The organism is Streptomyces sp. NPDC004539, assembly GCF_040610055.1.
Classification (GTDB): domain Bacteria; phylum Actinomycetota; class Actinomycetes; order Streptomycetales; family Streptomycetaceae; genus Streptomyces.
This window is the reverse complement of the sequence record NZ_JBEXLS010000007.1, coordinates 47,278-63,117: the sequence shown is the minus strand read 5'-3', so window position 1 is coordinate 63,117 and position 15,840 is coordinate 47,278. Positions and strand designations below refer to the sequence as shown.

16 protein-coding genes are annotated in these 15,840 nt (G+C 74.5%); 5 read left to right on the top strand and 11 right to left on the bottom strand.

Going from position 1 to position 15,840, the window contains the following annotated elements; all coding sequences use genetic code 11:
- Positions 1–8 precede the first annotated feature (8 nt).
- Complete coding sequence (locus tag ABZX85_RS16640) at positions 9–464, bottom strand: rhodanese-like domain-containing protein (protein ID WP_355868138.1); 456 nt, start codon at positions 462–464, stop codon at positions 9–11.
- A 94-nt stretch (positions 465–558) separates the two neighbouring features.
- Here ABZX85_RS16640 and ABZX85_RS16635 point away from each other — a divergent pair, with 94 nt between their 5' ends.
- Positions 559–1,005, top strand: coding sequence for an Lrp/AsnC family transcriptional regulator (locus tag ABZX85_RS16635; protein ID WP_355868135.1), 447 nt, complete (start codon positions 559–561; stop codon positions 1,003–1,005).
- On the opposite strand, the gene ABZX85_RS16630 is transcribed toward ABZX85_RS16635, so the two are convergent.
- The 5 genes from ABZX85_RS16630 to ABZX85_RS16610 form a co-directional block, all read right to left on the bottom strand.
- A complete protein-coding gene (locus ABZX85_RS16630; RefSeq protein ID WP_355868132.1) occupies positions 999–3,983 on the bottom strand; it encodes an SMC family ATPase in 2,985 nt (994 codons plus the stop codon). The genes ABZX85_RS16635 and ABZX85_RS16630 overlap by 7 nt on opposite strands.
- Positions 3,980–5,143, bottom strand: coding sequence for an exonuclease SbcCD subunit D (locus tag ABZX85_RS16625; protein WP_355868129.1), 1,164 nt, complete (start codon positions 5,141–5,143; stop codon positions 3,980–3,982). The genes ABZX85_RS16630 and ABZX85_RS16625 overlap by 4 nt, the downstream gene beginning before the upstream one ends.
- Before the next feature lie 88 nt (positions 5,144–5,231).
- Positions 5,232–5,858, bottom strand: coding sequence for a YigZ family protein (locus ABZX85_RS16620; protein WP_355868126.1), 627 nt, complete (start codon positions 5,856–5,858; stop codon positions 5,232–5,234).
- A 9-nt stretch (positions 5,859–5,867) separates the two neighbouring features.
- The gene (locus ABZX85_RS16615; protein ID WP_355868946.1) at positions 5,868–6,419 is read right to left on the bottom strand and encodes a histidine phosphatase family protein; all 552 of its coding nucleotides are present in this window, start codon (positions 6,417–6,419) and stop codon (positions 5,868–5,870) included.
- 265 nt (positions 6,420–6,684) lie between these two features.
- Complete coding sequence (locus ABZX85_RS16610; protein WP_355868123.1) at positions 6,685–7,413, bottom strand: hypothetical protein; 729 nt, start codon at positions 7,411–7,413, stop codon at positions 6,685–6,687.
- A 184-nt stretch (positions 7,414–7,597) separates the two neighbouring features.
- Here ABZX85_RS16610 and ABZX85_RS16605 point away from each other — a divergent pair, with 184 nt between their 5' ends.
- Positions 7,598–8,008: a CoA-binding protein gene (locus tag ABZX85_RS16605; RefSeq protein ID WP_355868120.1), complete on the top strand. Its 411-nt coding sequence runs from the start codon at positions 7,598–7,600 to the stop codon at positions 8,006–8,008.
- 193 nt (positions 8,009–8,201) lie between these two features.
- A complete protein-coding gene (locus ABZX85_RS16600) occupies positions 8,202–9,371 on the top strand; it encodes a 4-hydroxybenzoate 3-monooxygenase (RefSeq protein ID WP_355868943.1) in 1,170 nt (389 codons plus the stop codon).
- A 70-nt stretch (positions 9,372–9,441) separates the two neighbouring features.
- Here ABZX85_RS16600 and ABZX85_RS16595 read toward each other — a convergent pair whose 3' ends face one another.
- The 3 genes from ABZX85_RS16595 to ABZX85_RS16585 are packed head-to-tail and all read right to left on the bottom strand — an operon-like array spanning position 9,442 to position 11,442.
- Positions 9,442–10,002, bottom strand: coding sequence for a YbaK/EbsC family protein (locus ABZX85_RS16595; RefSeq protein WP_355868117.1), 561 nt, complete (start codon positions 10,000–10,002; stop codon positions 9,442–9,444).
- A gap of 57 nt (positions 10,003–10,059) precedes the next feature.
- Positions 10,060–10,632 (bottom strand): XRE family transcriptional regulator, encoded by a 573-nt coding sequence (locus ABZX85_RS16590; RefSeq protein ID WP_355868114.1) that lies wholly within the window; start codon positions 10,630–10,632, stop codon positions 10,060–10,062.
- A 45-nt stretch (positions 10,633–10,677) separates the two neighbouring features.
- Positions 10,678–11,442 carry an acyltransferase gene (locus ABZX85_RS16585; protein ID WP_355868111.1) on the bottom strand — a complete coding sequence of 255 codons (765 nt, stop codon included), beginning with the start codon at positions 11,440–11,442 and terminating at the stop codon, positions 10,678–10,680.
- A gap of 98 nt (positions 11,443–11,540) precedes the next feature.
- Between ABZX85_RS16585 and ABZX85_RS16580 the strand changes: the two genes are divergently transcribed.
- A complete protein-coding gene (locus ABZX85_RS16580; RefSeq protein ID WP_355868108.1) occupies positions 11,541–12,071 on the top strand; it encodes a gamma carbonic anhydrase family protein in 531 nt (176 codons plus the stop codon).
- A 59-nt stretch (positions 12,072–12,130) separates the two neighbouring features.
- On the opposite strand, the gene ABZX85_RS16575 is transcribed toward ABZX85_RS16580, so the two are convergent.
- Entirely contained in the window at positions 12,131–12,781 is a 651-nt protein-coding gene (locus ABZX85_RS16575) for a DedA family protein (RefSeq protein ID WP_355868105.1), read from the bottom strand.
- Positions 12,782–12,954: 173 nt separating this feature from the next.
- Between ABZX85_RS16575 and ABZX85_RS16570 the strand changes: the two genes are divergently transcribed.
- A complete protein-coding gene (locus ABZX85_RS16570) occupies positions 12,955–13,347 on the top strand; it encodes a hypothetical protein (protein ID WP_355868940.1) in 393 nt (130 codons plus the stop codon).
- Between the two features lie 27 nt (positions 13,348–13,374).
- Here the strand turns inward: ABZX85_RS16570 and ABZX85_RS16565 are convergent, their stop codons facing one another.
- Positions 13,375–15,813 carry a beta-glucosidase gene (locus ABZX85_RS16565; protein ID WP_355868102.1) on the bottom strand — a complete coding sequence of 813 codons (2,439 nt, stop codon included), beginning with the start codon at positions 15,811–15,813 and terminating at the stop codon, positions 13,375–13,377.
- Positions 15,814–15,840 lie beyond the last annotated feature (27 nt).

Genomic DNA, 15,840 nt, shown 5'->3' with positions numbered 1-15,840 from the left:
GTCCCCGGTCAGCAGCCGCAGTCGTCGGAACCGACAGGTGCGGTGAGCGGGTCGGGGACTCGGCGTTCCGTCCCTTCCCACGTCTCGAACTCGAAGCCCTCGCGCACCCAGTACTCGAACCCGCCGAGCATCTCCTTGACCTGGTAGCCGAGTTCGGCGAGCGCGAGGGCGGCGCGGGTGGCGCCGTTGCAGCCGGGCCCCCAGCAGTAGGTGACCACCGGCACGCTCCTGTCGAGGAGTCGCTCCGCCTGTTCGGCGATGAGCGCGGTCGGCAGGTGGACCGCGCCGGGGATGTGCCCCTGGTCCCACGCCTCGGTGGAGCGGGTGTCGAGCACGACGAACGCGTCGGTCGGCAGCGAGGCGGCGACGTCGGAGACGTCCGCGTGGAAGGCGAGGCTCGCCCGGAAGTGGGCGGCGGCTTCGGCGGGGGCGGCGGGCGCGGTGCGCAGTACGGGGTTCGTCATGACCGGAAATCTACGGCTCGGTGATCATCTTCCTGAAGGCGTGTTCCCCGGCCCCCACCTTGATCGGCCGGTGATTCCCCGGCACTCTTGGCCGATGACCACGTATTCCCCGGACGCCACCGACTGGCGCATCCTCGATGTCCTCCAGCGCGACGGGCGGGCCTCGTTCGCCGAGCTGGCGCGGGCCGTGTCGATGTCGCCGAGCGCGGTGACCGAGCGGGTGCGGCGGCTGGAGGAGGCCGGGGTGATCCAGGGGTACGCGGCGGTCGTCGACCCGGAGCGGCTGGGCCTGCCGATCCTCGCGTTCGTCCGGCTCAGGTACCCGAACGGCAACTACAAGCCGTTCCACGACCTGGTGGCGGTCACCCCGGAGATCCTGGAGGCGCATCACGTGACGGGCGACGACTGTTTCGTCATCAAGGTCACCGCCCGGTCGATGCGGCATCTGGAGGAGGTGTCGGGGAAGATCGGCGCGCTCGGGTCGGTGACGACGAGCGTCGTCTACTCCTCCCCGCTGCCGCGCCGCCCGCTCGGTCAGTGACCGCGCCGCCGCACGGTCGAGCCGCCGCGGTCCTTCACCACCTCCAACTGGGCGTGGACGCGCCGCCGCAGGTCCGCGACATGGCTGACGATGCCGACGCTGCGGTCCCGTTCGCGCAGTGAGTCGAGGACGTCGAGGACCTCGTCGAGGGTCTGGTCGTCGAGGCTGCCGAACCCCTCGTCGATGAAGAGGGTGTCGAGCCGCACCCCGCCCGCCTCGTCGGTGACGACGTCGGCGAGCCCGAGGGCCAGCGCGAGGGACGCGAAGAAGGTCTCCCCGCCGGACAGCGTCGCCGTGTCGCGCTCGCGGCCCGTCCAGGCGTCCACGACATGCAGCCCGAGCCCGCTGCGCCCGCGCCCGGAGCGGTCGGCGGAGTGGACGAGGGTGTAGCGCCCGGACGACATCCGGTGGAGCCGTGCGGTCGCGGCGGCGGCGACCTGCTCCAGGCGGGCGGCGAGGACGTACGCCTCCAGGCGCATCTTGCGTTCGTTGTCCGCCGAGGTGCCGGCCGTGAGCCCCGCGAGCCGGGCCACCCGGTCGTACTCGCGGCGCAGCGGGGCGAGTTCGCGCACGCCGCTGTCCGCGCGCGCGGAGAGCCGGTCCAGCTCCTCGCAGCGGCGGGCGGCGGCGTCGCGCGCGGAGGCGGTCCGGCGCAGCGCCTCGGCGGCGGCGGAGGCGCGTTCGGCCGCGCCCGCGACGTCGGCGGCGGGGCGGCGGGCGGCGGCGGCCGTCCCGGGTTCGGCGAGGACGGCCCGGACGGCCGCCTCCTCGGCCTGCCAGGCGTCCAGACGGTGTTGGAGATCGCGGTGGGCGTCGGGGCTCAGCAGGGCGTCCGCGGCCTCGGCCGGCGTGCCGAAACCCGCACGGTAGGCGGCCTCGGCGAGCCGACCGTCGGCGTCCTTGAGGCGTACGGCGCTGTCCTCGGCGAGGCGGACGGCGTCGGCCGCTCCGGTCAGCCGCTCCGCCTCCCGCTCCAGGTGGGCGGCGCGTGCGGCGACGCTCTCGGCGGTGCCGCGCGCCCGCGCCAACTCGCCCTCCAGCGCGGCCTGTTCCCGCTCCAGGCCGTCCCGCCGGCCGGTCCGGGAGGCGACGCGTACGGCCGCGTCGCGCTGGACGGCGGTCCGGCGCGCGTGCTCCTGTTCGGCGCCGCGCAGCTGCTCGCGCGCGGGGTGCAGGTCGGACGCCTCCCGGCGCGCGTGCGCGCAGGCGTGCTCCAGTTCGCCGACCTCGGTGGTGAGGGCGGCGGTCGGGGTATCACCGGCCTCGGCGGAGGCGGCGGCGAGGGCCTCGCGGGTGGTGGAGAGGCGCTGTTCGTCCTCGGTGCGGCGGGCCTCCGCGCGCTGGAAGGCCCGCTGGGCGTCCTCCTCGGCCGCGCGGTCGACGTGCCCGGCGTCCTTGCGGGCGGGCGCGGGGTGCTCGACGGCCCCACAGACGGCGCACGCCTCGCCGTCGACGAGGCTCGCGGCGAGTTCGGCGGCGATGCCGTCGAGGCGCTGCTCCTTGAGGTCGAGCCAGTGCGTACGGGCGTCCTGCGCGGCCCGCCCCGAGACGAGGGCGCGTTCCTGGGCCGCGTCGGCGTCGACGGCGAGACGGTCGCGGAGTTCGGCGGCCGTGAGCCTCCTGCGGGCGGGGTCGCGGCGTTCCGCGAGCTGTTCGGCGCGGGTCGCGGCGTCCTGGGCCGCGTCGATCCGGTGCTGGAGCGCGGCGCGGGTCTCGTCCCAGCCGGTGAGCCAGCTCTCCGCGTCGGCGAGGTCGGCGGCGTCCGCCCGCTCCTGGCGGTCCAGCGCGGCGCGTTCGGTGACGAGGGCGGCGAGCCGGCGTTCCGCGCCGCGCGCCGCCTCCAGGCCGCCCAGCTCCTCGGCGGTGCGCCGGGCGGCTACCGCGAGGGAGACGGCGTCGGCCTCGGCGAGGGGGTCCGGCAGGAGCGCACGCGCGCGCTCCTGCGCCCGTGCCGCCGCGCGGTGCTCGGCGTCCGCCGCGTCCCGCAGGTCCAGCGCCGGTTTCACCGCCTCCGCCTTGCGGGCGCGCTCCATGCGGGCGCGGGCCTCCTCGTAGGCGCCGGAGCGCTCCTGGAGCCGGGCCGCACGGTCCTGCGCCTCGCCGAACCGCCTTTGGAGTCCGGCCAGTTCACGGACGTCGTCCAGGGTGCGCTGGGCCGTCGTCTGGGCGGAGTCGGCCGCCGCGCGGGCGCAGTGGGCGATCGTGAGCTGTTCGCGGGCCGTGCTGCGGGCGATCGCCGCCGCGCCGAGGACCGCTTCGGCGAGCCCCGGCTCTCCCGGGGTGAGGTCGGGGAGGTCGAGGGCGCCGCCGGCCGCCTGCTGCATGCGGTGCGCGTCCGCGAGGAGGCTCGCGTCGCCCTCCTTGACCTGGGCCTCGGTCGTGCGGCGGCGGTCCGCGAGGCGTTTCTCGACCTCGGCGAAGCGCTGGGTGTCGAAGAGGCGGCCGAGGAGCTTTCCGCGCTCCTCGGCGCCGGAGCGCAGGAACCTGGCGAAGTCGCCCTGCGGGAGCAGGACGACCTGGCAGAACTGTTCGCGGCTCATGCCGAGGAGTTGCGTGATCTCCTCGCCGATCTCCTGGTGGGAACGGCTGAGGTCCTTCCAGGCGCCCGCCTTGTGCTCGCGCAGCCAGGACTGGGCCTTGTCGAGCGTCGTCCCCGAACCGCGTTTCTTGGGGCGCTCCCACGGGGGCTGGCGGGTGATCTCCAGGCGGCGGCCCGCGACGGTCAGGTCGAGGACGACCTCCGTACGGACGTCCCGAGCGGCGTGGTCGCTGCGGAGGGTGAGGCCCTGGCCGTTCTGCCGGGCGCCCGGGACCGCGCCGTACAGGGCATAGCAGACGGCGTCCAGGAGGGAGGTCTTGCCGGCGCCCGTGGGGCCGTGGAGGAGGAAGAGGCCGGCCGTGGAGAGGGCGTCGAAGTCGACGGTCTGGGTGGCGCCGAAGGGGCCGAAGGCGGTGAGGGACAGGCGGTGGAGCCTCATCGGGCGACCTCCCGCAGCGTGTCGTCCGCGCGGACCGCGTCGAACGCCGCCCGCAGCACGGTCTGTTCGGCCGCGTCCGGGCCGGCTCCTCTGACGTGCGCCACGAAGTCCTCGGCGATCTGCTCGTCCGTGCGGTCGGCGAGGCGGCGGGCGTAGGACGCCTCGGGGTCCTCCGGGGAGCGGTCGGGGGCGAAGACGAGGTTCAGGGTGTGGGGGAAGCGGGCGGTGAGGCGGGCCATGGGGTCGGCGGGGCGGACCGGGTCGGTGAGGGTGGCCTCCACCCACGCGTCCTCGTGGCGCGCGAGCGCCGGGTCCGCCAGGAGGTCCTCCAGGGTGCCTCGGATGCGGGCCAGGTCGCGCGGGACGGGGCACGGGAGGCGTTCGGCCGTCACCTCCCCGCGCGCGTCCAGGTCGATCAGCCACATGCTCTTGTGGTGGGCCGACTCCGAGAAGGAGTACGGGAGGGGCGAACCGGAGTAGCGGACGCGGTCGGTGAGGGTCTGGGCGCCGTGGAGATGGCCGAGGGCGACGTAGTCGACGCCGTCGAAGACGCCCGCCGGGACGGAGGCGACGCCGCCGACCGTGATGTCCCGTTCGCTGTCGCTGGGCCGGCCGCCGGTGACGAACGCGTGCGCGAGGACGACCGAGCGGGTGCCCGGCGGGCGGGTGGCGAGGTCGGCGCGGACGCGGTCCATGGCGGCGGCGAGGACCGCTTCGTGGCCGGGCTTCTCGACGCCGAACTCGTCCTTCACGAGGGCCGGTTCGAGGTACGGGAGGCCGTAGAGGGCGACCTCGCCATGCGCGTCGCGCAGGAGGACCGGGGTGCCCGCCGAGGCGGGGTCCGTGCGGAGGTGGATGCCCGCGCGGTCGATCAGGCCGGCGCCGACGCCGAGGCGGCGGGCCGAGTCGTGGTTCCCGGAGATCATCACCGCCGGGACGCCGAGGCCGGCCAGGCGGTGCAGGGCGTCGTCGAACAGCTCCACCGCCGCGAGGGGCGGGACCGCGCGGTCGTACACGTCTCCCGACACGACCACCGCGTCGACCTCGCGTTCGCGCGCGGTCGCCACGAGGTGGGCGATGAACTCGGCCTGGGCGCCGAGCATGTTCACCCGGTGGAACGCCCGGCCCAGATGCCAGTCGGAAGTGTGCAGGAGCCTCATGGTCCCCGAGGTTATCGGCCGGGTCCGACAATCACGGACGATCCCGTCGGCACCGGCCTTCTCAGCCGTCCCGGCGCCCCTGCGCGCCTCACACGTCCCCGTACGCCTCCCCGCCCGCCTCGAACCCCGCCGTGCCCGCCGTCGCGTCCGCGAGCCAGCTCCGGAAGGCGGGGACGTCGGCGTCGGGGAGGCCGATCTCGATGGTCACCGCCTCGCCGTAGCGGACGTCGCGGACCTCACGGCCGGTGGCGCGCAGGTCGTTCTGGAGTCGGCCGGCGCGCTGGTGGTCGACGGTGAGGGTGGCGAGGCGGAAGCGGCGGCGGGTGATCGTGCCGAGGGTGTCGACGGCCTCGCCGACGGCGCCGCCGTACGCCCTGATGAGGCCGCCCGCGCCGAGTTTGACGCCGCCGTAGTAGCGGGTCACGACGGCGACGACGTACCGCATGTCCCGGCGGGTCAGCATCTGGAGCATCGGGAGCCCCGCCGTGCCGCCCGGTTCGCCGTCGTCGCTCGCCTTCTGGACGGAGGCGTCGGCGCCGATGACGTACGCCCAGCAGTTGTGGGTGGCGTCGGCGTGCTCCTTGCGGACGGCCGCGACGAAGTCCTGGGCCTCCTGTTCGGTGGCCGCCGGGGCGAGCGCGCACAGGAAGCGGGAGCGGTTGACCTCGGTCTCGTGGACGCCCGCGCGGGCGACGGTGCGGTACTCGTCCTGCATCCGGCCAGACTACGGGGCGGCCGGCCCCGGCTTCCTCCCGCGCGGGACGGTCATCTCCGTCAGGAGCGCCGTCCCGGGCGCGAGCGTGTGCCAGGTGGGGGCGTGCCAGGTGAGGACCGCGATCGCGGAGGTGGGGAACTTCACGGCGACGCGGTCCAGGGTGTCGTCCACCCCGTCGGCCGCGAGGGCGAGGACGAGGTCTTCGAGGCCGGGGTTGTGGCCGACCAGGAGAAGCGTCCCGACCTCCGGGGGCGTCTCCCGGACGACCTCCAGGTGCTCCGGGACGTCGGCCCCGTACAGGCGCGGGTCGTAGCGCACCGGAGGCGGCGTACCCCACTGCGCCGACGCCAGCTCCCAGGTACGGCGGGCCCGCTCGGCGGTGGAGCACAGCGCGAGGTCCGGCAGGCGGTCCGCGCCCGCGAGCGCCCGCCCGGCCGCCGGCGCGTCCCGCAGCCCGCGCGGGCCGAGCGGCCGGTCGTGATCCGGAACCCCCTCCGGCCAGGCGGACTTGGCATGCCGCAGAACGACCAGGCGCCGCAACGGCCCGGCACCGGCGGGCACGAACCCGGTGGCAGCGCCTTCCCCGAGCGCTGTCGCGCGGGCGCGCGCGATGCCGTCACGACCGCCGTTCACAGTCCCTCCCGGCGGGCGTGTGCGGGCGCGGGTGTGCCGCTGCCCTGCGCCGGCTCTCCCCGTCGGCCGCGCGCGAACCCGGTACCGCCGTCCTCCACAGACCCTCCCGTCCGCACGCCGGTGAAGCCGGCGCCGCTCCCCGCCCCGGCGCCTCCCGCGCGCACGCGCGCCACACCCCCGTCCCGTCGCCCGTTCACGCCAGGCTCCCGATGTCCCGCGCCAGGTCGAGGCCGAGGAGCCGGTCGGCGTAGGCGTAGGTCTCGAAGCGGGCGCCGTCGGGGAGGGCGGGGTCGGTCTCGACGGCATGGAGGGTGGCGAGGACGGCGGGGACGTCGAGGTCGTCGTCCCAGGCGCGGCGCAGCCGGGTGCGGACGGGGTCGGGGACGGGGCGGGAGGGGCGGCGGGACCAGTCGGCGACGGCGTGCCGCCAGCGCGTGAGGGTCCCGCGGGCCTCGTCCACGGCGTCCGTGCCGAGCCTCAGGGGCGTCTCGCGGCGCGCGGAGAGCAGCGCGAGACGCAGGGCCGCCGGGTCGGTGTCCCAGGCCGCGGGGAGGTCCGTCACGCCGTCCACGGGGGCCACCGTGAGCAGCACCCCGTCGGGCGCCGGACTGCCCTCCTGCGCGACGTGCACCACCTGTGCCTCCCCCAGCCCCGCGCCGACGTCCCGGCTGTCCTCGAACGGCCGCGCGCCGAGCGCCGCAGCCCCGGCCCGCAACTCGGCCTGATCGCGTGCCCCGGTGAGCAGCGCCCACACCGGCGTGCCTCCCAGTTCCAGCGCCCGGACGAGGAGATCGGCGACGAGCAGCACCCGCAGCGTCCCCGTCGCGTACCCGGAGGCATGCACCTCGACCCGGGTCAGACCTCGGCGGACAGGGGCTGCGGCGACGGACTCGCCGGTACGGGCGTCGATGATGCGGAGCACGGGGCGAGCGTAGGCGGCCCGGGGCCCGCGCGCAGTTCGATGGCGCGGAAACGCGGGGAAAGGAGAGGAAACAGGACACGTTCTTCGCCCCACGCGCGCGTGGGGCGAGGATGTGCGGAATCAGGCGCCCTTCCCGGCGGTTGCCCGGACAGACCCTTCTTCCCGCGCCCCCTGGAGGCCGACCGTGTACGGCGACGAGGCAACGATCCGCAAGATCCTCACCGAGAGCGGCGACACCTGGGCCGTGGTCGGCCTGTCGACGAACCCCTCGCGCGCGGCGTACGGCGTCGCCCGGGTGCTCCAGAGGTTCGGGAAGCGGGTCGTGCCGGTGCACCCGAAGGCGGAGACGGTCCACGGGGAGCCGGGGTACGCGTCCCTCGCGGAGATCCCGTTCCCCGTGGACGTCGTCGACGTCTTCGTGAACAGCGATCTCGCGGGCGCCGTCGCCGACGAGGCGGTCGCCAAGGGCGCGAAGGCGGTGTGGTTCCAGCTGGACGTCGTCGACGAGGACGCGTACGCGCGGACGCGCGCGCAGGGCGTCGACATGGTGATGGACCGCTGCCCGGCGATCGAGATACCCCGGCTGGACCGGTGACCGGCCGAGGGCCGTTGTCAGACCCGGCGTCCATACTGGCGGAGTGAACGCACCGTCCCCCGAACCGCCTTCGGAACCGGCTCCCGAGCCCACCGCACAACCCCCCGCCGAACCTGCCGAGTCAGCCGCGGAGTCCGCCACCGAGCCCGCTCCGGCGGCGCCCTCCGAGCCGGCCCCCGAGCGCGTCCCGGTCGTGATCATCGGCGCCGGCCCCGCCGGACTCACCGTCGGGACGATCCTGCGGGCCGCGTCGGTGGACTGCGTGGTGCTGGAGACGGAGAGCAGGGAGTTCGTCGAACGGCGCCCGCGCGCAGGGGTGCTGGAGGAGTGGGCGGCGCGCGCGCTGGACCGGCGGGGCCTCGCGCATCACCTGCTGGAGCGGGCCGAGCGGCACACGGCGTGCGAGTTCCGCTTCGGCGGCGCCGCCTACCGCTTCGGGTACGGCGAGCTGACGGGCCGCCATCACTACGTCTATCCGCAGCCCCTGCTGGTCACGGACCTGGTCCGGGAGTACGCGGACGTCCGCGCGGGCGACGTCCGCTTCGGCGTCCGGGACGTCGAGCCCGGCGACCTGACGACCGCGCGCCCGACGGTGTCGTACACCGATCCGCGCAGCGGTGAACGGCGGCTGCTGCACTGCGACTTCGTGGTCGGCGCGGACGGCGCGCGCGGGGTGAGCCGGGCGGCGATACCGGAGGGCCACGCGCGCGTGGCCCGGCACGACTACGGCATCGGCTGGCTCGCGCTCCTCGCGCAGGCGCCCCCGTCGTCGGACTGCGTGCTGTTCGGCGTGCATCCGGACGGGTTCGCCGGGCACATGGCCCGCAGTCCCGAGGTGACCCGCTACTACCTCCAGTGCCCGCCCGGCGACGACCCGGAGAACTGGCCGCACGACCGGGTGTGGACCGCGCTGCGCACGCGCCTGGAGGCGGCCGGCGCCCCACCGCTCGTCGAGGGGGAGCTGACCGAGAGACGCGTGCTCGACATGCACGACTACGTGGTCGAGCCGATGACGTACGGCCGGCTCTTCCTCGCCGGGGACGCGGCGCATCTGGTCGCGCCGATCGCCGCGAAGGGCATGAACCTCGCGCTGCACGACGCGTTCCTGCTCGGCGACGCGCTGGTGGCCTACCTGCTGCGGGGTGACGGGGGCGGGCTCGACGCGTACTCGGACGCCTGTCTGCGCCGCGTGTGGGACTACCAGGAGTTCTCCCAGTGGCTGTCGGAGGTCTACCACGGCTCGGCCGGCGGCGACCCCTTCCGCGCGGGGACGTCCTTCGCCCGTCTGCGCCGCCTGTTCACCTCCCCCGCCGCCGCTGCCGCGTTCGCGGAGCAGTACCTGGGCAGCGCCGAGCACTACTGACCCGCCACCGGTCACCACCCGACGATCCCGAGCCGCTCCCCGCCACCGTCAGCCGACAGCCCCGCCGCCGTCAGCCCGCGACCCCCAGCCCCTCCACCACGACCGCCCCCGCCAGCTCCGCGAACGCCTTTCCCGGGACGAGGAGTTTGCCCCGCCGGCGCCCGCTGCCGACCAGCACCCACGGCAGGTCGACGACGGCCGCGTCCACCAACAGCGGCCAGGCGGCGGGGAGTCCGATCGGGGTGATGCCGCCGTACTCCATGCCGGACTCGCCGACCGCCGTGTCCATGGGCGCGAACGACGCCTTGCGGGCGCCCAGTTGGCGGCGGACGACGCCGTTGACGTCGACGCGGGTGGTGGACAGGACGAGGCACGCGGCGAGGGTCGTCTCCCCGCCGCGCTTCCCGGCGACGACGACACAGTTCGCGGACCGCTCCAGCAGGTCCCGGCCGTAGTGCTCGACGAAGACGGCCGTGTCCGCCCACCTGTCGTCCGTCTCGACGTACAGGATCTGCTCGGCCGGCACGCTCGCGGACCAGCCGCGGACGGCGTCGGCGACGGGGGCGACGAGATCGGCCAGGCAGTCGGGAGCGGGGGTCGCGGTGTCGAAGTCTCCGATGGGTGCGCGCATGACCGCACGCTAACAGCCGCCGCCGGGACGGCCGGAGGGCACCGGGACACACCCCGCTCAGGACACCGGCGGCACCGAAACCGCAAGCACCAGCACCGCCGGAACATCCCCCTGGTTCCCGTACGTATGGGAGTTGTTCGCGTCGAACGTGGCGCTCGCGCCGGTCGGGACGCGGTACTCCGTGGCGTCGACCGTGAGGGTGAGTTCGCCGGAGGTGACGTGGAGGAGTTCGACGGTGCCGGCGGGGTGGGGTTCGGAGGTGCTGCTCTCGCCCGGCATGAGCTTCCACTCCCACAGCTCGACGGGCCCGGGGGCCTCCGTGCCCGCGAGGAGGCGGCTGTAGCTGCCCGCGTCGGTGTGCCAGAGGCGGACGGCGTCCTCGGCGGGGACGATCCGGACCTTGCTGCCCTGTTCGTAGTCGAGGAGGGTCGTGATGCTGACGCCGAGCGCGTCGCCGATCTTCACGACCGTGCCGATGCTCGGGTTGGTGCGGGCCTGCTCGATCTGGATGAGCATCCCCCGGCTCACCCCGGCCCGCGCGGCGAGGACGTCGAGGGTGAAGCCGCGCACCGCCCGCCAGTGCTTGACGTTGCGTGCCAGGTACTGGGTCAGCAGTTCGAGGTCCGCCACGATCCATCCACTTCAGGGGCCGATACAGGGAAGCGCCGAGTCTACTCAGCGCTCCCGCTCCAGCCGCGCCAGCCCCGCCACGGCCTCCTCGTCCAGCTCCGACAGCGCGACCAGCTCCTCGGAGGTGACCCCCTCCGGGATCGGCACCGGCGGGGGCGTGCGCAGCGGCGGCTGCCAGCCGTCGGCGGGGGTCCAGCGGCGTACGACGCGGGCGGGGGCGCCGGCGACGACCGCGTGGTCGGGGACCTCGCCGCGGACCACCGCGCCGGCGGCGACGACGACGTTGCGGCCGATGCGGGCGCCGGGCAGGATCACGGCGCCGGTGCCGATCCAGCAGCCGGGGCCGATCTCGACGGGCTCCATGCGGGGCCACTGCTTGCCTATGGGCTCGTGGGGATCGTCGTACGAATGGTTCGTGGACGTGACGTAGACGTACGGGCCGAAGTAGCAGTCGCTGCCGATGGTGACGGTCGTGTCCGCGATGACGTGGCTGCCGCGGCCGAGGACGACGCCGTCGCCGATGCGCAGGATGGGCTCGGCGCCGAGGTCGAGGTCGGGCATGAGCCCGGCCGTCAGGGTGACCTGTTCGGCGACGATGCAGTGGGAGCCGAGGTGTATCCAGGGTTCACCGAAGACCGTGCCGAGCGGGAAGGCGAGGCGGGTGTGCTCGCCGATCGCGCCGAAGCGCAGCCGGCCGGGGCGTTCGGCGGTCACCGAGCCCGTGCGCCGCACCCACTCCCACCCGGCGTGCACGGCGCGCTGGGCGAGTCGGCCCCGCCAGGACGAGAACGTGTTCTTGGGGTTCGGCACGCGCCCACCGTAGTCGCCCCCGCGGGCCCCCGCGCTGTGATCTTCACCCCACCCGGTGGCGTACCGTGCGGTGACACGAGCGACGCGAGGAGACGGCGATGACGCAGCAGGCCCTGATCACGGGCATCGGGGGCAGGGAGCCGAAGATCGACGCGGAGGCGTTCGTCGCGCCGACGGCGACCGTGATCGGCGACGTCACGCTCGGCGCGGGCGCGAGCGTCTGGTACGGCGCGGTGCTGCGCGGCGACGTCGAGTCGATCGCGGTCGGCGCCGCGAGCAACATCCAGGACAACTGCACGCTGCACGCCGATCCCGGGTTCCCGGTGCGCGTCGGTGAGCGGGTCTCCGTCGGCCACAACGCGGTGGTGCACGGCGCGACCGTCGAGGACGACTGCCTGGTCGGGATGGGGGCGACGGTCCTCAACGGGGCGGTGATCGGGGCGGGTTCGCTGGTCGCCGCGCAGGCGCTGGTCCCGCAGGGGATGGTCGTCCCGCCCGGTTCGCTGGTCGCGGGCGTCCCCGCGAAGGTGCGGCGCGAGCTGACGCCGCAGGAGCGTGAGGGGGTCACGCTGAACGGCACGGTGTACGCGGAACTGGCCAGGGAGCACAAGGCGGTTCACGGCGGATAGCGGACGGACGCCCCGGGCGGCGAGAACCGCACCGCCGCCCCCTCACGCCCCGCCCGCGCTCACTCCGCCGCCGGCACCGCCTCCGCGCTCTCCGTCTTCCCCTGCGCCTGCATCTTCTTGGCCTTCCGCTTCAGCACCAGCATCGACGTGACCCCGATGAGCAGCGCGAGGACCAGTCCCAGCCAGGAGAACCGCTTGAGCCAGTCCTCGGCGACGACCCCGACGTAGTAGATGACGGCGGTGGTGCCGCCGGCCCAGGCGATCCCGCCGAGGACGTTCGCCGTGAGGAACTTCCAGTACGGCATGTGCAGGACGCCCGCGAGGGGCCCGGCGAAGATCCGCAGGAGGGCGACGAACCGGCCGAAGAAGACGGCCCACATGCCCCACTTCTCGAAGGAGCGCTCGGCGGTCGCGATGTGCCCCTCGCCGAAGTGGCGCGGGAACTTCTTGCCGAGCCAGGCGAGCAGCGGCCGTCCGCCCTTGCGGCCGATCGCGTAGCCGATGGAGTCCCCGACGACGGCGCCGACGGTCGCGCACACCCCGAGGATCACCGGGTTGATCCCGGCGTGCTGGGAGGAGAGCAGCGCCGCCGAGACGAGGATGATCTCGCCGGGCAGCGGGATGCCGAGGCTCTCCAGGCCGATGACCAGCCCCACCACGGCGTAGACGGCGACCGGGGGCACCGAGTCGAGCCACTCCTGGACGTGCACCGCCGGGTTCCTTCCGTTGGACGTCGACGAACTCCGCGAGCCTACCGAACGCGCGGGGGTGGAGCGGGCTACACCTCGGGTCCGGGTGCGCGCTCCCTCGTGCGGGGAACCCCGCCGACGGGATCGTGGAGAACGTCACCGACCGGCACCCGAAGGGACCCCTTTCCGTGAACATGCTCCGCCGACGCCGCACCGCCACCCTCGCCTCGACCGCGGCCGTCGTCGCCCTGTCGGCCGCCCTGCTCACCGGCTGCGAGTGGGACGACACCTTCGACTGCCTGTCCAGCGCGGACACGATCTCCGACAACGTCCGGGCCATCAACGAGGCCGGGATCGACGCGATCAAGGACCCGACGAAGACCAAGGACTCGATCGACACGATCGAGAAGAACCTCGACACGATCAACGACAAGAAGGAGTCGGACGACAGCAAGGTCGACAAGGCGGTCGACGACCTGAACCAGGCCATCGAGGACTACAACCGGGACATCCTGAACGGCGACTCCCCGGACTCCACGAAGATCGACCGCGCCGCCGACCGCCTCAAGGACGTCTGCACCAGCTGACCGCCAGCCCCTCCTGACCACCCGCCCCTAGCCGACCTCCACCCCCGCCCGGAGCCGCAGCTCCCCGGCGGACGCCCCCACCCACACGGTCCGCGCCCCCGTCCCCCGCACCCACCCGCCCTTGTCCGGGTCCCACGACGACAAGGTCCGCGCCGCCACCTCCACCCGAACCCGCACCCGCTCCCCCGCCCGCAGCGCCACCCTCCGGTACCCGGCGAGCACTCTGACGGGCTGTGCGACGCGTACGTCCGGCGACGGCCCCACGTACACCTGCGGTACGTCGATCCCGTCCCGCGCCCCCGTGTTGACGACCGTGAACTCGACCCCGATCCCGCCCCGCCCGTCCGCGCTCACCGCGAGCCCGGCGTACGCGAACGACGTGTACGACAGCCCGTGCCCGAAGGGGAACAGCGGGCGCACGCCCTGCGCGTCGTACCAGCGGTAGCCGGTGTGCACGCCCTCCGTGTACTCGACGGTCCCGTCCGTGCCCGGGTAGCGCCGCGGGTTCCCGGCGACGGGGTGGTGGGCGTCGTCCACGGGGAACGTCTGGGTGAGCCGGCCGCCCGCGTCGCAGTCCCCGGCGAGGACGGCGGCGGTGGCGGCGGCGCCCTCCTGGCCGGGGTAGTACATCTGGAGGACGGCACCGGTCCGTTCCAGCCACGGCATCGACGTCGCGGAGGACGTGTTCAGGACGACGGTGGTCCGCGGGTTCGCGGCCGTCACCGCCTCGATGAGCCGTTCCTGGTTACCGGGGAGGGCGAGGCCGGCGCGGTCGAGGGACTCGGTGGCGTCCTCGTAGGCGAAGAGGACGACCTGGTCGGCGGCGCGGGCGGTGGCCGCGGCCTCGGTGACGTCCTGGGCGCGGGTGGCGGCGGTGATGTGGCGCAGGCGGAAGAGCCGGCTGTCCGTCGCGGTGATGCCGAGGGTGTGGGTGCCGGGGGTGAGGCTGCGGGTGGAGCGTCGGACGGTGAGGCCGTCGGGGGCGGTGGTGGTGAGGCCGCCGACGAAGTACTCGCCCCAGCCGGGGGCCTGGGGGAAGAGTTCCGTGCCGTCGAGGAGGATGCGGGGCCGGTCTACGGGAGAGCCGGTGCAGTGCAGGACGTACGTCCGCTCGCCGCCGTCGTCCGCGAACGTGCCCTCGTACTGCCACCCCTTCTCCACCCGCTGTCCCTCGGTGTCGAAGCCGGGGCTCAGGGTCCCTTCGGGGATCGCCTTCCCGAAGAGGTCCTCCCCGAGGGCGTACGACACCTCGCCCGCCCGCTTCCGGATCGCCGCCAGCGGGCTCTGGGCCCCTTCGCTCACGATGTGCGCGCTGCCCCCGCCGCTCACGAACGGATGGCCGGCGCCGGCCCCGATCACGGCGACCGACGCGCCGGGCCGCAGTGGCAGGGTGCCCCGCTCGTTGCGCAGCAGGACCGCTCCCGCCTTGGCGACCTCCAGGGCGACGGCGGCACCGGCCTCGGCGTCGCGGGCCGGGTGCGGCCGTTCCCCGTCGAGGTGCCCGAACCGCTCGCGCACGGTGAGAATCCGCCGCACGGCCCGGTCGACGTACGTCTCCGGGACCTCCCCGCGCTCGACCGCCGCCTTCAGGGCCGCCCCGAAGTGGGTTCCGTCGGGCATCTCCATGTCGAGCCCGGCGCGCAGGGCGGGGCCGGTGCTGTGGGCGGCGGACCAGTCGGTGACCACCCACCCGGTGAAGCCCCAGAGTTCGCGCAGGATGTCGGTGAGGAGGCGTTCGTTCTCGCAGGCGTGGACGCCGTCGACCTTGTTGTAGGCGCCCATGACACAGCCGACGCCGGCGGTGACGGCGGCCTCGAAGCCGCGCAGTTCGACCTCGTGGAGGGTCTGTTCGTCGACGCGGACGTCGACGCTCTCGCGGTCGGTCTCCTGGTTGTTGAGGGCGAAGTGCTTGACGGTGGCGATGAGTCCCGCGCCCTGGATGCCCTCGATCTCGGCGGCGACGAGGTCGGCGGCGAGCAGCGGGTCCTCGGTGAACGTCTCGAAGTTCCGGCCGCCGTAGGGGGTGCGCAGGAGGTTGACCATCGGGGAGAGCAGGACGTCCTGGCCGAGGGCGCGCCCCTCGCTGCCGATGACCTGTCCGTAGCGGCGCGCGAGGTCGGGGTCGAAGGCGGAGGCGAGGAGGACGGGGGCGGGGAGGGCGGTGGCGGGCGCGGTGACCCGGACGCCGGCCGGGCCGTCGGCGAGGCGCAGGGGCGGGATGCCGAGGCGGGGGACGCCGGGGACGTGGCCGGCCTGGCCGAGGGGGGCGGGGTCGGGGGCGCCGTGCAGGAGGGAGAGCTTCTCGTCGAGGGTGAGCTGGGAGAGCAGGTTCTCGACGCGGGGACTGACGTCGTCGGCGCTCCCGGCGCGGGTGCGCGCGCCGTCCGTTTCGCTCGCCCACGCGCGCGTGGGCCACGCGGCGGCCAGCAGGGTGAGGGCGGTTCGCCGGGAGAGGTGATCCGACACGAGACGTCGCTCCTTCGGTGCGCGGAG